Source organism: Rhizobium sp. BK399, assembly GCF_014194695.1.
Taxonomy (GTDB): Bacteria; Pseudomonadota; Alphaproteobacteria; order Rhizobiales; family Rhizobiaceae; genus Rhizobium.
Window position 1 is genome coordinate 106793 of sequence record NZ_JACIAH010000008.1, and the last position, 17083, is coordinate 123875.

15 protein-coding genes are annotated in these 17083 nt (G+C 58.7%); 9 read left to right on the top strand and 6 right to left on the bottom strand.

The features are described from left to right. Nucleotides 1–197: 197 nt before the first annotated feature. Both FHT97_RS18195 and FHT97_RS18200 read left to right on the top strand, forming a co-directional pair. Nucleotides 198–482 carry an acylphosphatase gene (locus FHT97_RS18195; RefSeq protein ID WP_183757531.1) on the top strand — a complete coding sequence of 95 codons (285 nt, stop codon included), beginning with the start codon at nt 198–200 and terminating at the stop codon, nt 480–482. 218 nt (nt 483–700) lie between these two features. Next, complete coding sequence (locus tag FHT97_RS18200; RefSeq protein ID WP_183757530.1) at nt 701–1033, top strand: GYD domain-containing protein; 333 nt, start codon at nt 701–703, stop codon at nt 1031–1033. A 198-nt stretch (nt 1034–1231) separates the two neighbouring features. Here FHT97_RS18200 and FHT97_RS18205 read toward each other — a convergent pair whose 3' ends face one another. Next, a complete protein-coding gene (locus FHT97_RS18205) occupies nt 1232–1480 on the bottom strand; it encodes a PilZ domain-containing protein (RefSeq protein WP_183757529.1) in 249 nt (82 codons plus the stop codon). A gap of 361 nt (nt 1481–1841) precedes the next feature. Here FHT97_RS18205 and FHT97_RS18210 point away from each other — a divergent pair, with 361 nt between their 5' ends. Next, entirely contained in the window at nt 1842–2582 is a 741-nt protein-coding gene (locus tag FHT97_RS18210) for a L,D-transpeptidase (RefSeq protein ID WP_183757528.1), read from the top strand. Between the two features lie 455 nt (nt 2583–3037). Here FHT97_RS18210 and FHT97_RS18215 read toward each other — a convergent pair whose 3' ends face one another. From FHT97_RS18215 to FHT97_RS18230, 4 genes are all read right to left on the bottom strand, one after another. Continuing rightward, nucleotides 3038–3325: a hypothetical protein gene (locus FHT97_RS18215; protein WP_183757527.1), complete on the bottom strand. Its 288-nt coding sequence runs from the start codon at nt 3323–3325 to the stop codon at nt 3038–3040. A 248-nt stretch (nt 3326–3573) separates the two neighbouring features. Beyond that, on the bottom strand, nt 3574–5358 hold the full coding sequence (locus FHT97_RS18220; protein ID WP_183757526.1) for a PAS domain S-box protein: 1785 nt from the start codon (nt 5356–5358) through the stop codon (nt 3574–3576). A 114-nt stretch (nt 5359–5472) separates the two neighbouring features. Beyond that, nucleotides 5473–5988 (bottom strand): dimethylsulfonioproprionate lyase family protein, encoded by a 516-nt coding sequence (locus tag FHT97_RS18225; RefSeq protein WP_246712669.1) that lies wholly within the window; start codon nt 5986–5988, stop codon nt 5473–5475. A 279-nt stretch (nt 5989–6267) separates the two neighbouring features. Then, nucleotides 6268–7053, bottom strand: coding sequence for a pyrroline-5-carboxylate reductase (locus tag FHT97_RS18230; RefSeq protein WP_183757524.1), 786 nt, complete (start codon nt 7051–7053; stop codon nt 6268–6270). 169 nt (nt 7054–7222) lie between these two features. On the opposite strand from FHT97_RS18230, the gene FHT97_RS18235 reads away from it, so the two are divergent. From FHT97_RS18235 to FHT97_RS18255, 5 genes are all read left to right on the top strand, one after another. Next, nucleotides 7223–7801, top strand: coding sequence for a DedA family protein (locus tag FHT97_RS18235; RefSeq protein ID WP_183757523.1), 579 nt, complete (start codon nt 7223–7225; stop codon nt 7799–7801). A 252-nt stretch (nt 7802–8053) separates the two neighbouring features. Beyond that, nucleotides 8054–9364 (top strand): hemolysin family protein, encoded by a 1311-nt coding sequence (locus FHT97_RS18240; protein WP_183757631.1) that lies wholly within the window; start codon nt 8054–8056, stop codon nt 9362–9364. Nucleotides 9365–9447: 83 nt separating this feature from the next. Next, nucleotides 9448–9732 carry a DUF1236 domain-containing protein gene (locus FHT97_RS18245; protein ID WP_183757522.1) on the top strand — a complete coding sequence of 95 codons (285 nt, stop codon included), beginning with the start codon at nt 9448–9450 and terminating at the stop codon, nt 9730–9732. A 327-nt stretch (nt 9733–10059) separates the two neighbouring features. Beyond that, nucleotides 10060–10377: a DUF6665 family protein gene (locus tag FHT97_RS18250; RefSeq protein ID WP_183757521.1), complete on the top strand. Its 318-nt coding sequence runs from the start codon at nt 10060–10062 to the stop codon at nt 10375–10377. A 563-nt stretch (nt 10378–10940) separates the two neighbouring features. Beyond that, entirely contained in the window at nt 10941–11324 is a 384-nt protein-coding gene (locus FHT97_RS18255) for a hypothetical protein (RefSeq protein ID WP_259186233.1), read from the top strand. A 28-nt stretch (nt 11325–11352) separates the two neighbouring features. Here the strand turns inward: FHT97_RS18255 and FHT97_RS18260 are convergent, their stop codons facing one another. Further along, nucleotides 11353–15030, bottom strand: coding sequence for an adenylate/guanylate cyclase domain-containing protein (locus FHT97_RS18260; RefSeq protein ID WP_183757520.1), 3678 nt, complete (start codon nt 15028–15030; stop codon nt 11353–11355). A gap of 224 nt (nt 15031–15254) precedes the next feature. Here FHT97_RS18260 and FHT97_RS18265 point away from each other — a divergent pair, with 224 nt between their 5' ends. Further along, entirely contained in the window at nt 15255–16853 is a 1599-nt protein-coding gene (locus tag FHT97_RS18265) for an ABC transporter substrate-binding protein (protein ID WP_183757519.1), read from the top strand. Nucleotides 16854–17083: the final 230 nt, after the last annotated feature.

A 17083-nucleotide genomic window follows, 5' to 3' on the forward strand; every position in this document is an offset into this window, starting at 1 on the left:
GAGATCCCTTCATGTTGAAGCACTTACGAATATAGAGCCGATTCTTATTTGTACCAGCAGCTCGGAACCATAAGGCCGTCTAAATTCGTAGGAATTCGGTAAATGATTAACGTGAGGCGCAGCGGTCTGTGCGCCTCGTGCTGACATCCTGCGTGGCAGCGCCATATTGCCCTCAGGCAGGAAGATGGGAGACCGATATGGATGCAGATTCCATGGTGATGAGGGTCCGGGTAACCGGTCGCGTCCAAGGGGTCAGTTTTCGCGTATGGACGCGGGATCGTGCGCGTCGACTGGGCTTGAAGGGGTGGGTGCGCAACGAAGACGACGGCTCGGTCATGGCCCTTATTGCCGGAGAGGAAACCGCCGTTTCGAGCATGCTGAAGGATTTCTGGAAAGGGCCGCCGGGGGCGTCTGTCGATGCCGTCGATGTCGAAAAGGCCCGGCCCGAGACTGTTCCAGATAGTTTCGAGATCACGGTGTGACTTGAAGTCGTCGGTTCCGTCACCTGCGTGGCTACACCGATCCATTTGTCGCGCGATGGTTCGAGGGAGGAGACGGCGACGCGCGACCTCCTGCACCACATGACGTCCCGCGCTGTGAGATTGACTCCGGTTTAACTGTCGCGGCAAACGCCCGGATGTGAGATATTGGGTGCGCGGCAGATCGGCCGATCTGCCCGGTTGTTGAGGGAGGATTCCTTATGCCACTCTTCATCATCACAGGGTGCTATTCAACGACGGCAGCGAAAGGAATGATCGCCGATCCATCTGACCGGGAGGTGGCGGCGCGAGCCATAATGGAAGCAGCAGGCGGAAAACTACACTCTTTCTACATTACGACCGGAGAAAATGACTGGATGGTAACCGCTGAATTTCCTGACGGTGCTGACCTGGTCCCCGCACTCCTGGTCATCGGAGCGTCGGGAGCAGTAACAAATATCAAAACCGTGCGAGCATACACGGGTTCGGAATTCAAGGCCGCCCAGGAAAAGGCGGGCAAAATCGTATCTGCCTACAAATCCCCGGCAAGATGAGGCAGCCAACTCACCGAACCACCGTCGGCAGCGGACGTTGAATCCGCTGCCGGTTCGTTTTGTGGCATCCATCGATCCCGGCTGTCGAAATTTCCGCTGTCCTGGCTCCATCTTTCGCTTCGCGACGAGCAGCCTTTCGACCCTTGATGACGGCCCATCATGCCCGCAAGGATCGGCGATCCGGCTGCAGGGCCACGGCTACATGGTTGGTGCAAAACGTACGCCGAGGGAGCCGAATTGCCTCCATCTGACGGTGCACTCAAACACACGGCCGTCAGACAATCTCAGATCGAACTCCTGAGGAACCGCGAGTGCTGCTTCGACAGCCAGTCGCGCGCCGCCATCGGACAAGTCTTTTACAACGCAGTCCAGTACACTCCCGCCGCCGTTAAAGAGTACCTTTCCTCCGATAAACGTTCTTTTTCTATGGGTCGATCTGCTGTCCATTGGCACACCTCATTGCGTCTAGCGTATATTAGCCCGCGGATGACCGAGAAGTTAATGAGACGGTCAAGGTACGGTCGCAGACAAAGCTTCTGAGATCTCGAGGCATTGCGGCATCGGTCGATGCCTTCGGTCTCGAGGCGGACCGGCTGGAAACCGTTCCCATTTTGCGAGTGACAGCGAGGACTTGATTGTCCGGGTCAATCCCGGGAGGCCGTTCCGGACTGATTGTTGCTCTCCTGAAACAGTATGTGGTCCAGACGCGCCGCTCGCGCAATTGTGCCCGCTGGAACCACATTTCGGCCATGGTGTCGGCGAGTAGGACTGGCTCGCACTCTCGAAACTCGAATCGGAACCCCTGAAGTTGCATGCCACGTTCTTGATCCGACCGCTCCTGGTGGCGGCCGGCGCTTCCCTTCTTGCGGCTTGTACGCAAATCCCCTCGGAGCGCCTTGTCGCATCCGTCGACACTCCCCCGACCGGAGCAAGTCTTTCAGCGCTTGAGCCAAGCCGGGCGGCGGCAGCCCAGTCAACCGTCGTCCCGACGGATCGGCCTCCTGAGAAGCCAGACTATTCGATCGCCTACGCTGAGCTGGACGATCAGGAGTTTCGCTGGCCGGCGATCGACCCTAGGGCGGTTCATCCCGACTATCTGCGCCAGGAGGTCGACTACGCAACGGACGAGCCACCGGGCACAATCATCGTCGACACCGAGAGGAAATTTCTCTACCTCGTTCTCGAGGACGGACGCGCAATGCGATACGGGGTAAGTCTGGGCGCGCAGGGTCGTGCCTGGAAGGGGCGGGCGATCATCCAGTGGAAGAGGAAGTTTCCGACGTGGACGCCCACCCCTTCGATGATTGCGCGAAATCCAAAGCTCGCACATTGGAAGGGGGGCATGAAGCCCGGCCTGACAAATCCACTCGGCGCGCGTGCTCTCTACATCTTTCAGGACGGCAAGGATACGCTCTATCGCATCCATGGCTCTCCGGAGTGGCAAACGATCGGAAAGAACGCGTCATCTGGGTGCGTTCGGATGTTCAACCAGGATGTCATCGATCTCTATGACCGTGTCCGCGGAAAGGCACCGCTCCTCGTGAAATAGGTCGTGAGCGATGAGTGAAAGCGAGCCGCGCGTCCGGACCGAGCATCCCCCAGTGGGCATTTCGACATGACTGGTGAACAGGAACCCCTAGGGTTAGACCAGGACGACGCAACTGTTGAGACGGCGGCAACGGGTATGAAAATCGTTCGTGGCCGCCGAACAATGGGGCGGACCTTCGGGTGACCGTGACGCTAACTACTGCCCAGGGCCCTTAATGCCTGCGGCAACAAATACTCGGCAACCTCTTCATGACCTTCCGCGGTGCGATGACGGCCACAGGATCACGATACGCGCTGAAGGTTCGCCCACCTCCAGGTAATCGGATCAGTGGAATGTGACGCGCACTTAATCCGATCTCGGCGACGTATTCCTTGGTATTTAGGCCACTTTATTGTTTGTCATTTCCCTTGGCCCTGTCGATAATGACAAGCCGGCCCCGGTGGGCACATCCGCGTCTAACCTGCCACCGGCGTTTGTGCTGTGCGGAACACCAGCGTTGACGACATGGGAATCAACCTCACGCCCATGAAGAAGACGTTCCAGTTCAACGGGAAGGCCTGATCTCTGGCGACGCCGCCAGGATGCCGCCGGCCTGTTCCTCTCCCGGCTGTGTTATCGGCTCCTATACAAACGATGAGAATCGGGGCCGCCCATGCTTCCACTGCACAAATGGAAAGCATGAAACCCGCCAAAGCGATGCGGCAAGGTTGGAAAGGTACCACCTGAACCAGAAACAACTGCATGCATTTCTGCCTCCGTCTCGATGACAGGCGGATGATTTCGAAGGTTTATTTCAGGACACCTTCAGCGCGAAAGAGGATTTACCATCCCGCCACCCAGGTCGTCCCGCGAGGCGAGCGGGACAACAATACCATCAAACGTCAGCGTTAAGCAGTGGAGGAAAACACCGCCTGAAACAGCAAACAACCGCCTCACTCGAAGAGCGGCACGGGAGCTTATCGAGATGCGGTCCGCTATCGCGACGGTTGGTTCAGGCGCTTGGGATCCCATCGTCGTCTACAACGGCATTGACTTCACATATCAAGCCTGCCGGATCATAGGTGATATTCACCTCGCCCTTCAGTTCAGCCGCAAGCAGGCTTTCGATCAGGCGGGAGCCAAATCCCCTTCGGGTAGGCTCGCTGACCCTTGGTCCGCCCATTTCTTGCCATCGCAGGGTGAGTCTATGCGGTTCGTCATTGGTGACAGACCAGTGAATGGATATCTGTCCTTCCGGCATGGACAGCGCTCCATACTTTGCCGCATTCGTAGCCAGTTCGTGCAATGCAAGCGAGATCGAAACGACCGCACGGGGCACCAGGCGAACGCTTGGGCCTGATATTGAAATCTTCTCGCGCGAATAGGGCGACAGGGCTTGCTTTACCACCGCTTCCAGCTCTGCCTGTTCCCAATTCCCGTGCATCAGCAAGTCATGAGCCCTCGACATCAGGGAGATCCTGGCCTCGAATGCATCCACCCCTGCGCGGTTCGCCGTCTCACGCCCAAGCGTCTGTCGGGCGATGGCCATGACGGTTGCAAGCACATTCTTGACCCGATGATTGAGCTCTCCGACAAGAACCGTCTGAAGTCGCTCTGCTTCCTTGCGGGCAGAGATGTCGTGCGCAATTTTCGCTGCGCCGATCGTCCTGCCATAGGCGTCGAAAATCGGGGACACGCTGAGCAGGACATCGACCAGCCCGTCATCACTGCGCCGGCGCTTTGTTTCGTAGGGATCGACCCTCAATCCGGCGCTGACCTGCCTGATGATCGCAGGTTCTTCTTCAATCCTGTCGTCCGGAACAAGGATCATGACAGAACGTCCAATGGCTTCTTGTGCCGAGTAGCCGTAGAGTTTTTCCGCGCCACTGTTCCAGCTCGTGATCCGCATGTTCAGATCGATGCTGAGAATGGCATCGTTGGAGGAGGCGATGATGGCCGCAAGACGACGCTCCACCTCTTGGGCGCGCTTGCGCTCGGTGATGTCGACAACAACCGCGGCGGCCTGCTTGATCTCTCCGTGCTCGTCGCGTAGGGGCGAAACCGAATTCGCGACCCAGACAAGACTTCCATCCTTGCGCACGTAGCGCTTCTCGATGTCGAAGCTCTCGCCGGTCTCGATCATTTGCCTGAACGAACGGAGGTAGTCTTCGAGATCGGTCGGGAACGTTATGTCCTGCACCCGCATCTTTAACAGTTCAGTTTCCGAATATCCGACAATTTCGCAGAACCGCCTGTTTACCAGATGCAGCCTGCCGGCGAGATCGGATTGCCCGATCCCGGCTGCAGTCTGTGTGAATATGGCGCGGAACCGCTCCTCGCTCTCGCGCAGTGCCGTGTCAGACCTGACTCGTTCAGTGGTCTCGTTGACTATACAGAATACGCCGCGCACCTTGCCTGTCTCATCGCGTACCGGCGAGTAGGAAATGTCGAAATGGACGGTTTCGGGATAGCCGTGACGTTCGATGTAGAAGGGGCGGTCCTTGGCGAAGACCGTTTCTCCGAAATCGAGGACGCGACGCAAAAGAGGCTCCAGGTCACTCCACAACTCTCCCCAGTATTCGCGCGCCGGGCGACCAAGTGCGCGCGGATGCTTGGTGCCGATGGTCGGGGCGTAAGCGTCATTGTAGAGTGCGATGAAATCCTCGCCCCAGAAGAGAACGATCTGAGCCTTTGACGGCAACATCAGATCGACAGTCGACTTCAGACACTGCGGCCATGTGCTTGGTGGACCCAGACTGCTATCGGCCAGGCCCTGACCGTAGATGCGGCCCGACATCTCGTCGGATCCGGGTGATGCGTCGTTGCTGTGCAGGGGCTTCTCCTCCACCCGATGGCCTTTTAATTCAGAGGTTTGATGGCCAAACGTCAAGGGGAAAATTAAGGTGCCTCTTCACTTCTCGACGTGGCACCAGGCCGCCAGGAGTGGCCGTGACGTGCATCGCATTGCGACGTTATGGCCGGCTTCATTGAAGAAGATCGAACCGACCGTGCCGCGTTGCCATCCCTTATCGTCGCATGAGAATTCGCAGTCGGACAGCGAGAGAAAGACGCGGGACCGAAACTGGATGTGATCGGGGAAGCGGCTGTAGGGTGCCATGATGGTCAGACCGAGAGCGACGTCGCTGCGCTCCTCCATGCCAGACATGCCCGCGATTACCGCATGAGCGTGGGTATGCTCGATGTTGATGCTGGCAAACGGGCCGGTCTTGCTGGCGACCCATTCCAGGCTCCTGGCGACATCGGTGATGGCGGCGGCAGCTTCGGCGTAAGGCTCCCCCCTGGAGGCCAGGTTGCGTAGCGCGAATTGCAACTGCGGCGCCAAGGGCAGAGGGCTAGCCGGCTTCATCGCGACGGCGCCGGGCTCCTGCAGGAGGTGAAATACCTTGCCGGCGACGAATTTTTCCATGAAAGGAGCTGCATCCGACATCAGGATGTTACCCAACGCGCCGATAACGCGCTGGACATTGGCAGGCCTGCGTGAACGGCTCAGGGCATAGTCGCCACTTGCCGTTCTTGTTCCACGATGCAGAAGGAGGTCAGCTTCCCTTCTCAACCGGGGCTTTGACATTGGATCTCGAAACTCCCTGCTTGCCTCCGGATCCTTATCCCGATGCGATCAAAAAGCAAACCGCACCACCGTTATTTTGGTGTATCCGAAATGATCGCTAAGACATAGGGCCCGCTGTCAAGTGTCGGTGTCGCCCTTGATCCGCCTCAGGACGCGATCAAGTGCCGATATCAACGCGTCATGTCCGCCTTTTGCCTTGAAATCGGACAATACCTGTTCGTTCAGGCCACCCTTGGTCGCGAACTCGCGACTGAGGTCGACAAGCGGGACGTCGGAACGCATGGCGGTTTGCGACAGACTGGTAAATAACGCCGCGATATAGGCGCGTCCCTTGTCGGCGGCGAGGCCATTATCTTCAAGCCAGGCAGCCGACATGTCCATGATCCCGAGAACGGTCGACATCAGCGAGCTGGCCGCAGCCAGAAGATCATATTCCTGCTTCGTGTCGCACTCGACTGTGGTCCCAAGAACGGAAAAAAGGTCTGCAACGTCGTTATCTGCCGGGAAGATGGCGGTCACACCTTCGCGACGTGCGACGAAAGGCAATGGAATGGCCTGTACGAGTTGAACTTCCACACCAATCCATCCGAGAAGGGTCTGGCGATCGGTCGCCGCAATGACGCTGAGAACGGATTGCCCGGTTCGGAACTTCAGCTCACTCATGACGTCCTGTGCAATTTGAGGTCGGAATGCCAGGACAACCATATCGCTCTGATCGATGACCGACTGGTTGTCTGCCGCAATCGAGACCTCTGCGAATTCGGCGGCGAGACGTTGCGAAATCTCGGCGCTTCGGGGCGAAACAATGACATGCAAGAGAGCGGGGGATTCTGCCAGCAGTCCCCTGATCATGGCCTCGGAAATCGTCCCGGTTCCGATGAAACCGATCTTCTCAATCTTCATTGCCGTCCTCCCCAGGTGCCACGATGCGTCCAATGGGATCGCACCTGACTGGCGGGATACAGTCTCGCGGGATGGCCTGCAAGCTATAGCTCTTGCATGTAGAGCGGACAGATTGCCGCCAGAATGAATCCAATGCAGATTGCGTCCGTGGAACACTGGAGGTCAGACATTGCTGGAAAAGCTGATCGGTGACTACGGCGTGTTCGCCGTGTTTCTTGGCGCTGGTATCGAAGGCGAAACAGCGGCTTTTCTCGGCGGAATCGCTGCCCACCGCCACCTCATCGCCTACTGGCAGGTTGCCTTAGCGGCAAGTCTTGGTTCGTTTACCGCAGACCAGATCTTCTTCCTGTTGGGCCGCCACGCAGCGAAATGGTCCTATGTGAAGAGGCTTCTTGACTCGGCACCGATCGCCGGGGCGACTCGCCTCCTCGAAGCGCGTCCGACAAGCTTTATCCTGGCCTTTCGGTTCATATACGGGATTCGCACGATCAGTCCTGTTGCGATCGGTGTATCCAGCGTTCCGGGCTGGAAATTTGTCAGCCTCAACGCGATTGCCGCATCGGCCTGGGGTATCATGATAACAGGCGCCGGGTTCCTGGCCGGGCAGGCCATCGAAGCCATGCTCGGACGCTTGCAACTGCATGTGCACCTGTTGATCGCGCTCGTCGCCGGCGCCCTGCTTGTGTCGCTCGGCGCTTATGTCGCGCGCAAGGAAATGACGCGGCGCTCGGCACGCCTTGGCGGCTGAGACGCCCGCGTTGGCTCCTCGGTGTCCGGCCGACTGGATATGGCCTCCCAAGAAAACAGACCGATTTTGCAAATCAGGAAGAGGGAGTACCAAGGAAAGCCTGACACGCGGGAAAGCAAGTTGCCGCCGGTGGCCTGCCTTCCCTTTTGGGCGTTGAGCAAAAGAAACAGCTACCGCGACGGGATTGCCGCTGGTGTTCTGTCTGAGAATGCCTATGTTTCGCGTAGCTTCGACGTTACAGGGTTTCCATTTTTGCTTCTCGAAATTTCAATCGTTGCCATTCTTACCATCTTGAATGGCGTTCTCGCCATGTCGGAGCTTGCCGTCGTTTCCTCGCGGCCGGCTCGTTTGAAGGTTCTTGCCGACCAGGGCAGTCGCGGGGCCGCCATGGCTATGAGGCTTGGCGAGGAGCCCGGGCGGTTTCTGTCGACAGTGCAGATCGGCATCACGCTGGTCGGCGTGCTATCAGGTGCATTCTCGGGCGCGACGCTTGGCGCTCGACTGGCCGGCTGGCTTGGTACGCAGGGTCTGTCGCCAGCAGCTGCTGATGCGCTTGGCGTCGGCTCGGTCGTTGTCGCGATCACCTATCTCTCATTGATTGTTGGCGAACTGGTGCCAAAGCAGATTGCGCTTCGTGCGCCGGAGACCGTGGCGAGCAAGGTCGCACCGGCGATGATTTTCCTGTCCCGGCTTGCCGCGCCGCTCGTCTGGCTGCTCGACGCATCAGGACGGACAATCCTTCGCCTTCTCGGCCAGGCAGGCAAGTCGGGCGATGTCGTCACAGACGAGGAAATCAAGACTGTTCTGGCAGAAGCGCACAGCGCCGGTGTCATCGAGACGGAAGAGTCGGCGATGATCTCCGGGGTGATGAGGTTGGCCGACCGAAACGCACGTGCCTTGATGACACCGCGCCGGGAGGTGGAGGTGATTGATGTCGAAGACAGTTTCCCGGAGATCCGGGAGCAACTCCGCCTGAGCGCGCAGGCGCGACTGCCGGTACGCAAGAATAGCTCGGACGAGATTATCGGCGTGCTCTTGACCAAGGACTTCTATGACGCCTTGGCATCCTCGGGTCATGTCGAAATCGGGACGCTCGTTAAGCAGGTGCCGATCGTATCGGATCTGTCAGGCGCACTGGACGTCATTCAGGCAATTCGTCGATCAAGCTGTCACATGGTACTGGTCTATGACGAATATGGCCACTTCGAGGGGGTGATTACCTCCGGCGACATCCTGGAGGCAATTCTGGGTGCCGTCCAGGAAGACTCGATCGGCGAGCAAGCCATTGTGCGTCGTCACGACGGCAGTTACCTCGTATCCGGCTGGACGCCAATCGACGAGTTCGCGGATTTCATGAATTTCCAGATTGATGGCGACAGGGACTATCAGACAGTCGCGGGTCTTGTGCTGGAGGAAATGAAGCATCTACCCGAGGTCGGCGAGAGCTTCATTATGAATGGCTGGCGTATCGAGGTCGTCGACCTTGACGGGCGACGGATCGACAAACTGCTGCTGACTGCAATCGTCGCGCCGGACGAGGGGTCGCACCAGATGTTGCACTAATATCCGAACACACCTGTTGCTGGTGTCGTCGGAACCTTCAAGCGAGGATGGAGTTCATCGCTCCAGAAACATTGGAGGTAATTATGAAAGTGCATGTTACAGCAGCAATCGCGGCAATGATGTTGAGTGTCCCGGCAATGGCACAAACCACCGTCGTGACAGTGCCCGGCGAGGTAAGGACTTACATTACCGAGCAAGAGGTTCCGTCGGTGACGTATGACGGCGATATCGTTGTCGGAACAGAGCTGCCGTCCTCCATCGAAGTTCACACGATCCCCAGCAATGATGCATACGCTTACACAGTAATCAACAAACAACGCGTGATCGTCGATCCCCATACCCACCGCGTCATCGAAGTCATCAACTAATCAGCATGTTCGCGACGATAGGTGACATTCAAGTTGAACGTTGTTTGCGTTGGCCTTTCGCAACGTAAGTATTGCGGGCCAACGCCCCTGTTTGTATCCGGTTACATTCCGAGATACCGCCAGCCCTTGAGGAGCTCCTCGGCAGCTGCGCCGCTGCGTCCTCGGATGTCGATGGAGCCAAAATGCTCCTCTTGATTGCTGCTTTGGTTCAGGTCCTCGATTGATAGGTCTGCTCAATTTGTCTTTCCTGGTGGGCGCACCAGCATTAGACTTGGTCGATCAGGTACCCGTTGCGCTTCGAGCAAACCGCTCGGGAAGTGAGGCAATGTGCCACTCAGGCTGCCACAATCGATCTCCAGCCACTCGCTCGTCAACCCACTTGATTACGAGCTCGCCTCCGAGCGCGCGGATGCTCTCGGCCGACAGGGCCGCAAGGCGGAGGCCGCGTTGGCGAATTTGGCTGCATGGTCTTCGGAAAGCCCTCAACGAATTGATCGGATGACGCTTCTGGATGACGCTTCTGATGCAGTATGGGCCCTGTTCATCCAGCGGGAGATCTGCGGCCTTCGCAACAACGGAGATGTCATCGATCGCTACCAGATTCCCGGCGAGGTCCTCGCGAGGCTTGGCGCCACCCGCAGGTGACACCACAAGTAGGTGCTAAGCGTGTGCCGTTCGGTCGAACGGGGATCAAGTCGAGAGTGACGAAACAACGCCAAGACACGCTCTCAGCCGTTGACTGAGTCTTATTCGGAACGTCGGGTTGCGCGTCCAAAAGCGTCAGTATGTCGGAGTAATGTTCGGCGTAACCTTATTGTTAGCGTATAGTAATTCGCCGGAGTTCACTTGTGCGCGATATGATCCAGGAGGAAATATAATGCTGTTTCTGGCGAGAGATTTAACCTAGCCCTGGTCACCGAGTTGGGACATACTTACTGCGCAGTTGTTCTCTTGTTCATGTTTAAAGGGCGGATTGCCCGGTAGCGATTGGGGAGACGTCATGCCAGCCAATTGGGATCCAAATCAGCATATTGACTCCGAGACAGGTCGAATTGAATGGCCGACGGGTCCGATGACCGACATCGATCCGGACTACGAACCCAGGTGGGTCGAAGCCTGGGTCGTACAGGGTGGCGGAATTGGCCCAGGGCAGGTTTGGGCCGGACCAAGTCAGAGCTCCGCTCAGAGTTCCTGGACAGGCTTCCAGAGTGGGCGCTGGACCGCGCCCGAAGCTGGGTGGAGAAACGGACGCTTTGCGCCCGGTCCTGCGGTCGGAATTTCGCTCCTCGCATTGCGCGATGATGATGGACATTACCAGTATGATTGGTGGTTCGATGTTGTCACACTTCGGGATTAGCGCCGATCTGGAATGGTCGAGCGAGACGCAGATGGAGGATACAATGACCATGGAGGAGCGCGAATTCATTGAGCGCTACAAGACCCAGGTCGACGTCCTGCGGACTTTGCAGAAGAGGGTCACCGAGGCAATCGGCAGAGCCGAAGAAAAGCTTGAGCGGGTAGCCCGCGGAGAGGCTATGGACGCGGTCTTCGGTCCTGTCCAGCGGCGCCCGAGCGGCAAGGAGCGTGGCTAGGCCAATCTCGCCGGTAGTACGCCATTTGTCACGTCTTGTCGAACTCTGCCAGTCGACGCTTTGTGTTGGCTGCGGCAACCACGTTTCCCTTGCGCTCGTATAGACGCAACGCAACTGACGCCGCGGCGAACGCGTCGCTATGTTGGCCGGACGCCTCGAGGACATAGGACAAATCGACAAGTGCTACGGCCCTGTCGTTGACGAAGTCCGTCTTTTCGGCGAACTCCACTGCGGCGCGCGCAAGGGCTTCGGCCTCCTGGATTTTCGCCCTGCGGGCAAGAATACGTGCGCGCACACGCCGCCAGCGAACCTGCGTCACCAGATCATCGATTGCAGCAAGCTCCGAACTCACGGCCGTAAACTCCTCTGCCTCATCGTCACGACCTTGCTCCAGGAGAACGGCTGCAAGCGAGGCCGCCATCGTCGAACGAAAGGCGCGCTCGCCCATCGCCTCAAGCGCGTGGTAGGAAGCGCGCGCGCTCCTTTCTGCAGCGGCAGGATTGCCGGCGAGCAGTTCGACGACGGCTTCATGTTCTGAGGATGCTACATAAAGGGTGTGGCTGAGGCCGAAGTCGGCGTACGCCGCATTGCTCTTTGCGATTTGGTCGCGGGCAACAGAAAAGCGGCCGGCGATTGCGTTGAGGGAAGCGAGTTGACGCAGGATTGCGGCCTCGGACACTGGGCTTTCGGTCACTTCCACACGCATGGCCTCGCAGCGGCTAATTCCTTCGGCGGCAGGGGTGGGGCCAAACCAGAGCGATGAAGCAATCCAGGTCAGGATTTCGTGATATTCGTGCCAATCGCCCGCATGCCTGGCGTGAATTGCAGCGCGCTCCCAAGCTTCGGCTGCCGCCTCGCCCCGGGCGCCGTTGAAACGAAGCCAGGCCTTTAGTCGGTGTGCACGGCATAGACCGAGGTCGTCTCCCAGACTTTCGAAGATCGGGACAGCCTCAATTGCGGCCTCTTCTGCTTGCTTTACCCCGCCCTCCTGGGCGAGGAGGAGTTGCAGGAACTGTCGCTGGATGCTGACATGCGCAACCAATCGCCGGTCTCTGGAGGCGGCGGCAAGCTGTTCGGCTTCGTCGAGGATACGGCCCGCATCGTCCAGTCGGCCGCTCTCGATCTGCGCACCGCTCAATTCGGCAAGCAGCGCGATCCGGCGTGGGTCATCCCTTGGAATGAGCCGCGATACACGCTCGAGAAGGCTGATTGCCGCCGGAAGGTCGCTGCGAACAAGCGCCCGTCTTCCGGCCGCCTCGAGCCGTTCGCCTGCACGGGCGGCAAGAGAGGCAGTACGGGTATCGCGTGGTCCGAGTGATGTCCGGTATTGAAAGGCCTGTTCAAGGTGATAGCCGACAAATTCCTCGAATTCGCGAAGACGGTCTGCAGTCGCTCGTTCAAGCCAGGCGGCGAAGTGTTCGTGCAACTCGGCCCGCGAACCTTTCGACAAGGATCGATATGCGGCATCCCGGATGAGGGCATGCCTGAAGCGATAGGCCTTGTCTCCAGGGAAGGTCGGAGCCTCCGGCCGGATCAGATCCCGGCGCACAAGCGCAAGCAGCCCGGCCTCGAGCGCATCTAACAGGGGTTTCGCCAGTTCGCTGACTGCTCCTTGGTGGAAAACTGCGCCCTCCACCGCTGCGGTCCTCAAGATCGAACGCTCCACGGATGGGAGCCGCTCGAGCCGGGCAGCGAGAAGAGCGTTGATCGACGAGGGAACCGGCAGATCGGCGAGATCGGACACGGTGACCCAGCCATCGGACGCGCGACGCAGTAGGTTCTCGTCAATCAGCATTGCGACAAGCTCCTCAGCGAAGAGTGCATTGCCACCGGCGGCACCGAAGATCCTCGATTCGACAGCCGGCGGGAGTGGTGCGCCGCCGAGCAGATTGGATATGAGCGTATGGCATTCCTCGTCGCTCAGCCGCTCGAGAAAGATCGAGGTTGCATTGCGCTTGCCCGCTCCCCAGCCGGGTCGAGCGTCGAAGAGTTCCGGCCGCGCGATGCAGACAAGGAGAATTGGGACGTCGCGGGAGAAGTCGGCAACGTGCTCGAGCAGGTCCAGGAATGTTGGCTCCGCCCAATGAACATCGTCCACCACGACGACGAGCGGACCGGATCGGGCGAGTGCCTCCAGAAGCTTGCGCACGGCCCAGGCGGTCTCCTCGGTGGTCCCTTGTACCGCGCCGCCGAGGCCAAGCGCCCCAGCGACGCGCTCGGCAATGAGGCTGGCCTTTTCGTCCCCTGCAAGCTGCGCTTCGATCATAGCTGCGAGTTGCTCACCTCCATCCAGCCCCTCGGCCCGCGTGAATTCCCGGACGATCTCGGCCAATGGCCAATAGGTGATGCCTTCGCCGTAGGGCAGACAGTTGCCGTGCAAGACCGTAACGTCTTCCGCAAGACCACGCGAGAACTCCCGTACGAGCCGTGACTTTCCGACCCCGGCATCACCAAGGACGCTGACCATATGGCATGTCCTGTCGCCGACCGCGTTCTGGAAGACGGTTTCCAGCAGGACGCGCTGGCGTTCGCGTCCGACAAAAGGGGAATCGAAGCGGCGCGCAAGCCCCGGCGCGTGATGGAGGACTTCGCTAACGACAAGCGCTGTGATGGTCTCGCCGTGCTTGAGTAGGCGCGGGCCGCTTGGTGAAACGACGACCGCATCGCGTACCAGCCTGTGTGTCGATTTGCCGATCAGGATCTCGTTCGGCAGGGCTGCTTCCTCCAGCCGCTTTGCTGTATTGACGGCTTCGCCGGCGACCGAGAGAAACCCCCGCGAATCCGCGCTGGCGATAACCTCACCCGTGTTGATGCCTATCCGGTTTACAAGGCGTACTCCCCACCCAGCCTCCAGTTCCTGATTAAGATCGGCAAGTCTTTCTCTCATTTCCGCCGCTGCCCGCACGGCCCGCGTAGCGTCGTCTTCGTTGGCTGTGGGCGTGCCATAAACGGCCATGATGGCGTCCCCGATATACTTTTCAACGATTCCGCCATGGCGCTGCACGACAGCGCTGATCTCGCCAAAGTAGCGTTTGAGGACGTTGCGAAGCGCTTCCGGGTCAAGCGCAAGCCCGAGTCGGGAGGAATCCACGATGTCGGCAAAAAGGATCGTGACCGTCTTTCGGATGTCGGTGCTCGGCTCGTGCAGCCCGGGCGCCAGCGGCCTGACCTCGGCCGTTCGGGCTGCCATCCGGTAGATCTTGACAGGCCGGCTGATGTTCTTCAGTTGCTGCTCGCCGGCATATTCGAAATCGACATCGATCTTGCCGGGGAGTTGCTCGTAGGCCGAGCCCGTGATCAATACGCTTCCGGCAGGGCAAATTTGTTCGAGACGAGCGGCGACGTTGATGCCATCGCCGAGCAGGTCGTCATCCTCGACCACGACATCTCCGAGGTTTATGCCGATGCGTAAGACGATCCGGCGTTCGGAATTGACCGGCCTTTGCCAGTCGGCCACCTTTTCCTGCATGGTCACAGCACAAGCTACGGCATCGACGACGGAGTTGAATTCCGCGATCAGTCCGTCACCCATGACCTTGACGATCCGGCCGTGGTGCTCGGAAAACAACGGCTCCATGAGGGATTGCCGTAAATGTTTCAACGCGGTGAGCGTTCCGCTTTCGTCCGCCTCGACGAGGCCTGAATAGCCGACGACATCTGCAACCAGAATTGCTGCGAGCTTTCGTCCGACCCGAGGCAATGGCATAATATCGCCCTTCTGCTGGCAGACTTGCCTTCATCACACGTCGTTCCAGAACAAAACAATAGCCTATTGCTGCGAATGCGACGACCAGAATCGGCCGGCGCCATCCGTTGTTCGTCCACTGCTTCGAATTGGTTTGCACGGTGCCTGACGTGCCTCTTGAGGCCCGGCAACGAGACAGGTACATTAATGGTGCCTAATGTACCCTTGCGCGACTGGGGAGCGAAATGGACATCAGCTTGACGCGACGTTGTGCGATGGTGAACGGCGTGCTTCTGACCACAGCGGTCGCCCTTTCGGGAACACGTTCGATCATACCGTCGGCACGTGCCGGTGATCAGATCGGCGAGGTTACATGGGCCTTGCCCAGCGTTGCGGAAACGCTGTTGATCCCACATGCCTGGACAACGTATGTCGGGGCGATCATGTCGCTCGTCCAGGAGGGACTGCTGACGTTCGGAGACGATCTCAGCCTTGAGCTCGCTGCCGCTGACACCTGGAACCAGGAGAATGCGACGACGCTGCATTATCACCTGCGTGGTGGCGTCACCTTTGGCGACGGATCTCCCTTAACGGCCGACGATGTCGTTGCCACCATGGAATATCACATGAACCCGGACTCCGGTTCACAGCTGGCCTCCTTCTACAATTCGGTGGCAGCCGTCAAGGCGACAGCAAAAGACCAGGTCACTGTCAAGTTGAAGGGTCCCGACGTACAGTTCGTCTATACCGCTGCACACATGGCGGGCTTCGTCTTCAAGAAGGAGCAACTTGCGGACAACGGCATCGGAACGCCGGAGGTGCTGCCACTTGGGACCGGCCCCTACAGGTTAGCCGAATTTGTTCCGTCCGATCGCGTCGTTCTTGAGGCCCGCGATGATTACTGGGGTGGGACACCCTTTGCTAAACGCATCGTCTTCCAGGCAATACCAGACCGGCAGGCCCGGCTGCTAGCCATGCAGAACGGTGACATAGCAGGTACCTTCGATATCGCCATTTCTGACCTGGACCAGTGGGATGCACTCGGCAACGTCGAGACGACGCCTTCTCTTGGCGTCTATGCACTCATCCTGGACCAATCGGCGCCACCGTTCGACGACATCCATGTTCGCCGCGCCGTGGCCCATGCTGTCGACCGGGAAGGCCTGGTTAAGGCTCTGCTCAAAGGCAAGGGAGAGGCAGCAACGGCTCTCAATCCGCCGCAGATGTGGTCAGGGCTGATGTTGCCCGAGGAGGTCCGCGCCTTTTACGCTACCTTGGCGCAGTACCCATTCGACCTAGGGCTAGCGAAGGCTGAACTGGCAAAATCCGGCCATCCGGACGGTTTTGACGTTTCCATCCCGGCATCGAGTGCCGATCCATACATGGTCAATATCCTGCAGTCCGTGGTCGAGAACCTGAAGCAGATCGGTATCCGTGCAAGGATCGAGGAAACCGACAACAACACCTGGCTCGCCCAGTATTTTCGCCATGAGAAGCTCGGAATGCAGATCATGGCCTATTATCCTGACTATCCCGACGCCGTCAGTTATCCCTACCTCTTCTTCTCGAGTTCGACCGCGAGGAAGGATGGACTGAACGGTTCGAACTTCAAGGATGCTGAGGTTGATGCGCTCCTGAAGACTGCGACCGAGAAGTCCGATCCCACGGAACGCACGGTGGCGCTGAAGAAACTGTTCACGATCGTCAACGACAAAGTCCCCCTTGTGCCGATATTTTGGCCCAACTCTGCGATGGCTCTCAGCAATAAGTACAGGCTCAACGGCTATACCGCCTTCTGGTATAATGTTCCCTGGGCCATGAGAGGGTTTGGCCCGGCATGGTGACGCTGCTGTCCGGAAGAAGACAGAGGGGTGTTTCCCCATCGATCGACACCGGCCGAAGACGGAAGGTACCGGCGGATGGACCTTTTTTTAGCGCGCATCATCGATCGGCGGCAGATGAGGGACCTGCAGGGGAGGCCAGACGCCTGCTTCGTGGAAATGCAGGTCGTTCCGCAATGCCACAGCCTTGACCCACACGACCGACATCAAGTGGATGCATGCATTTGCACCTG

Coding starts and splice junctions, on each gene's coding strand:
- FHT97_RS18220 (WP_183757526.1), bottom strand. CDS start 5,358: ATGTCGGGCCGCATCTACGGTCAGGGCCTGGCCGATAGCAGTCTGGGT.
- FHT97_RS18195 (WP_183757531.1), top strand. CDS start 198: ATGGATGCAGATTCCATGGTGATGAGGGTCCGGGTAACCGGTCGCGTC.
- FHT97_RS18205 (WP_183757529.1), bottom strand. CDS start 1,480: ATGGACAGCAGATCGACCCATAGAAAAAGAACGTTTATCGGAGGAAAG.
- FHT97_RS18245 (WP_183757522.1), top strand. CDS start 9,448: ATGAAAGTGCATGTTACAGCAGCAATCGCGGCAATGATGTTGAGTGTC.
- FHT97_RS18265 (WP_183757519.1), top strand. CDS start 15,255: ATGGACATCAGCTTGACGCGACGTTGTGCGATGGTGAACGGCGTGCTT.
- FHT97_RS18200 (WP_183757530.1), top strand. CDS start 701: ATGCCACTCTTCATCATCACAGGGTGCTATTCAACGACGGCAGCGAAA.
- FHT97_RS18260 (WP_183757520.1), bottom strand. CDS start 15,030: ATGCCATTGCCTCGGGTCGGACGAAAGCTCGCAGCAATTCTGGTTGCA.
- FHT97_RS18230 (WP_183757524.1), bottom strand. CDS start 7,053: ATGAAGATTGAGAAGATCGGTTTCATCGGAACCGGGACGATTTCCGAG.
- FHT97_RS18225 (WP_246712669.1), bottom strand. CDS start 5,988: ATGGAAAAATTCGTCGCCGGCAAGGTATTTCACCTCCTGCAGGAGCCC.
- FHT97_RS18215 (WP_183757527.1), bottom strand. CDS start 3,325: ATGCAGTTGTTTCTGGTTCAGGTGGTACCTTTCCAACCTTGCCGCATC.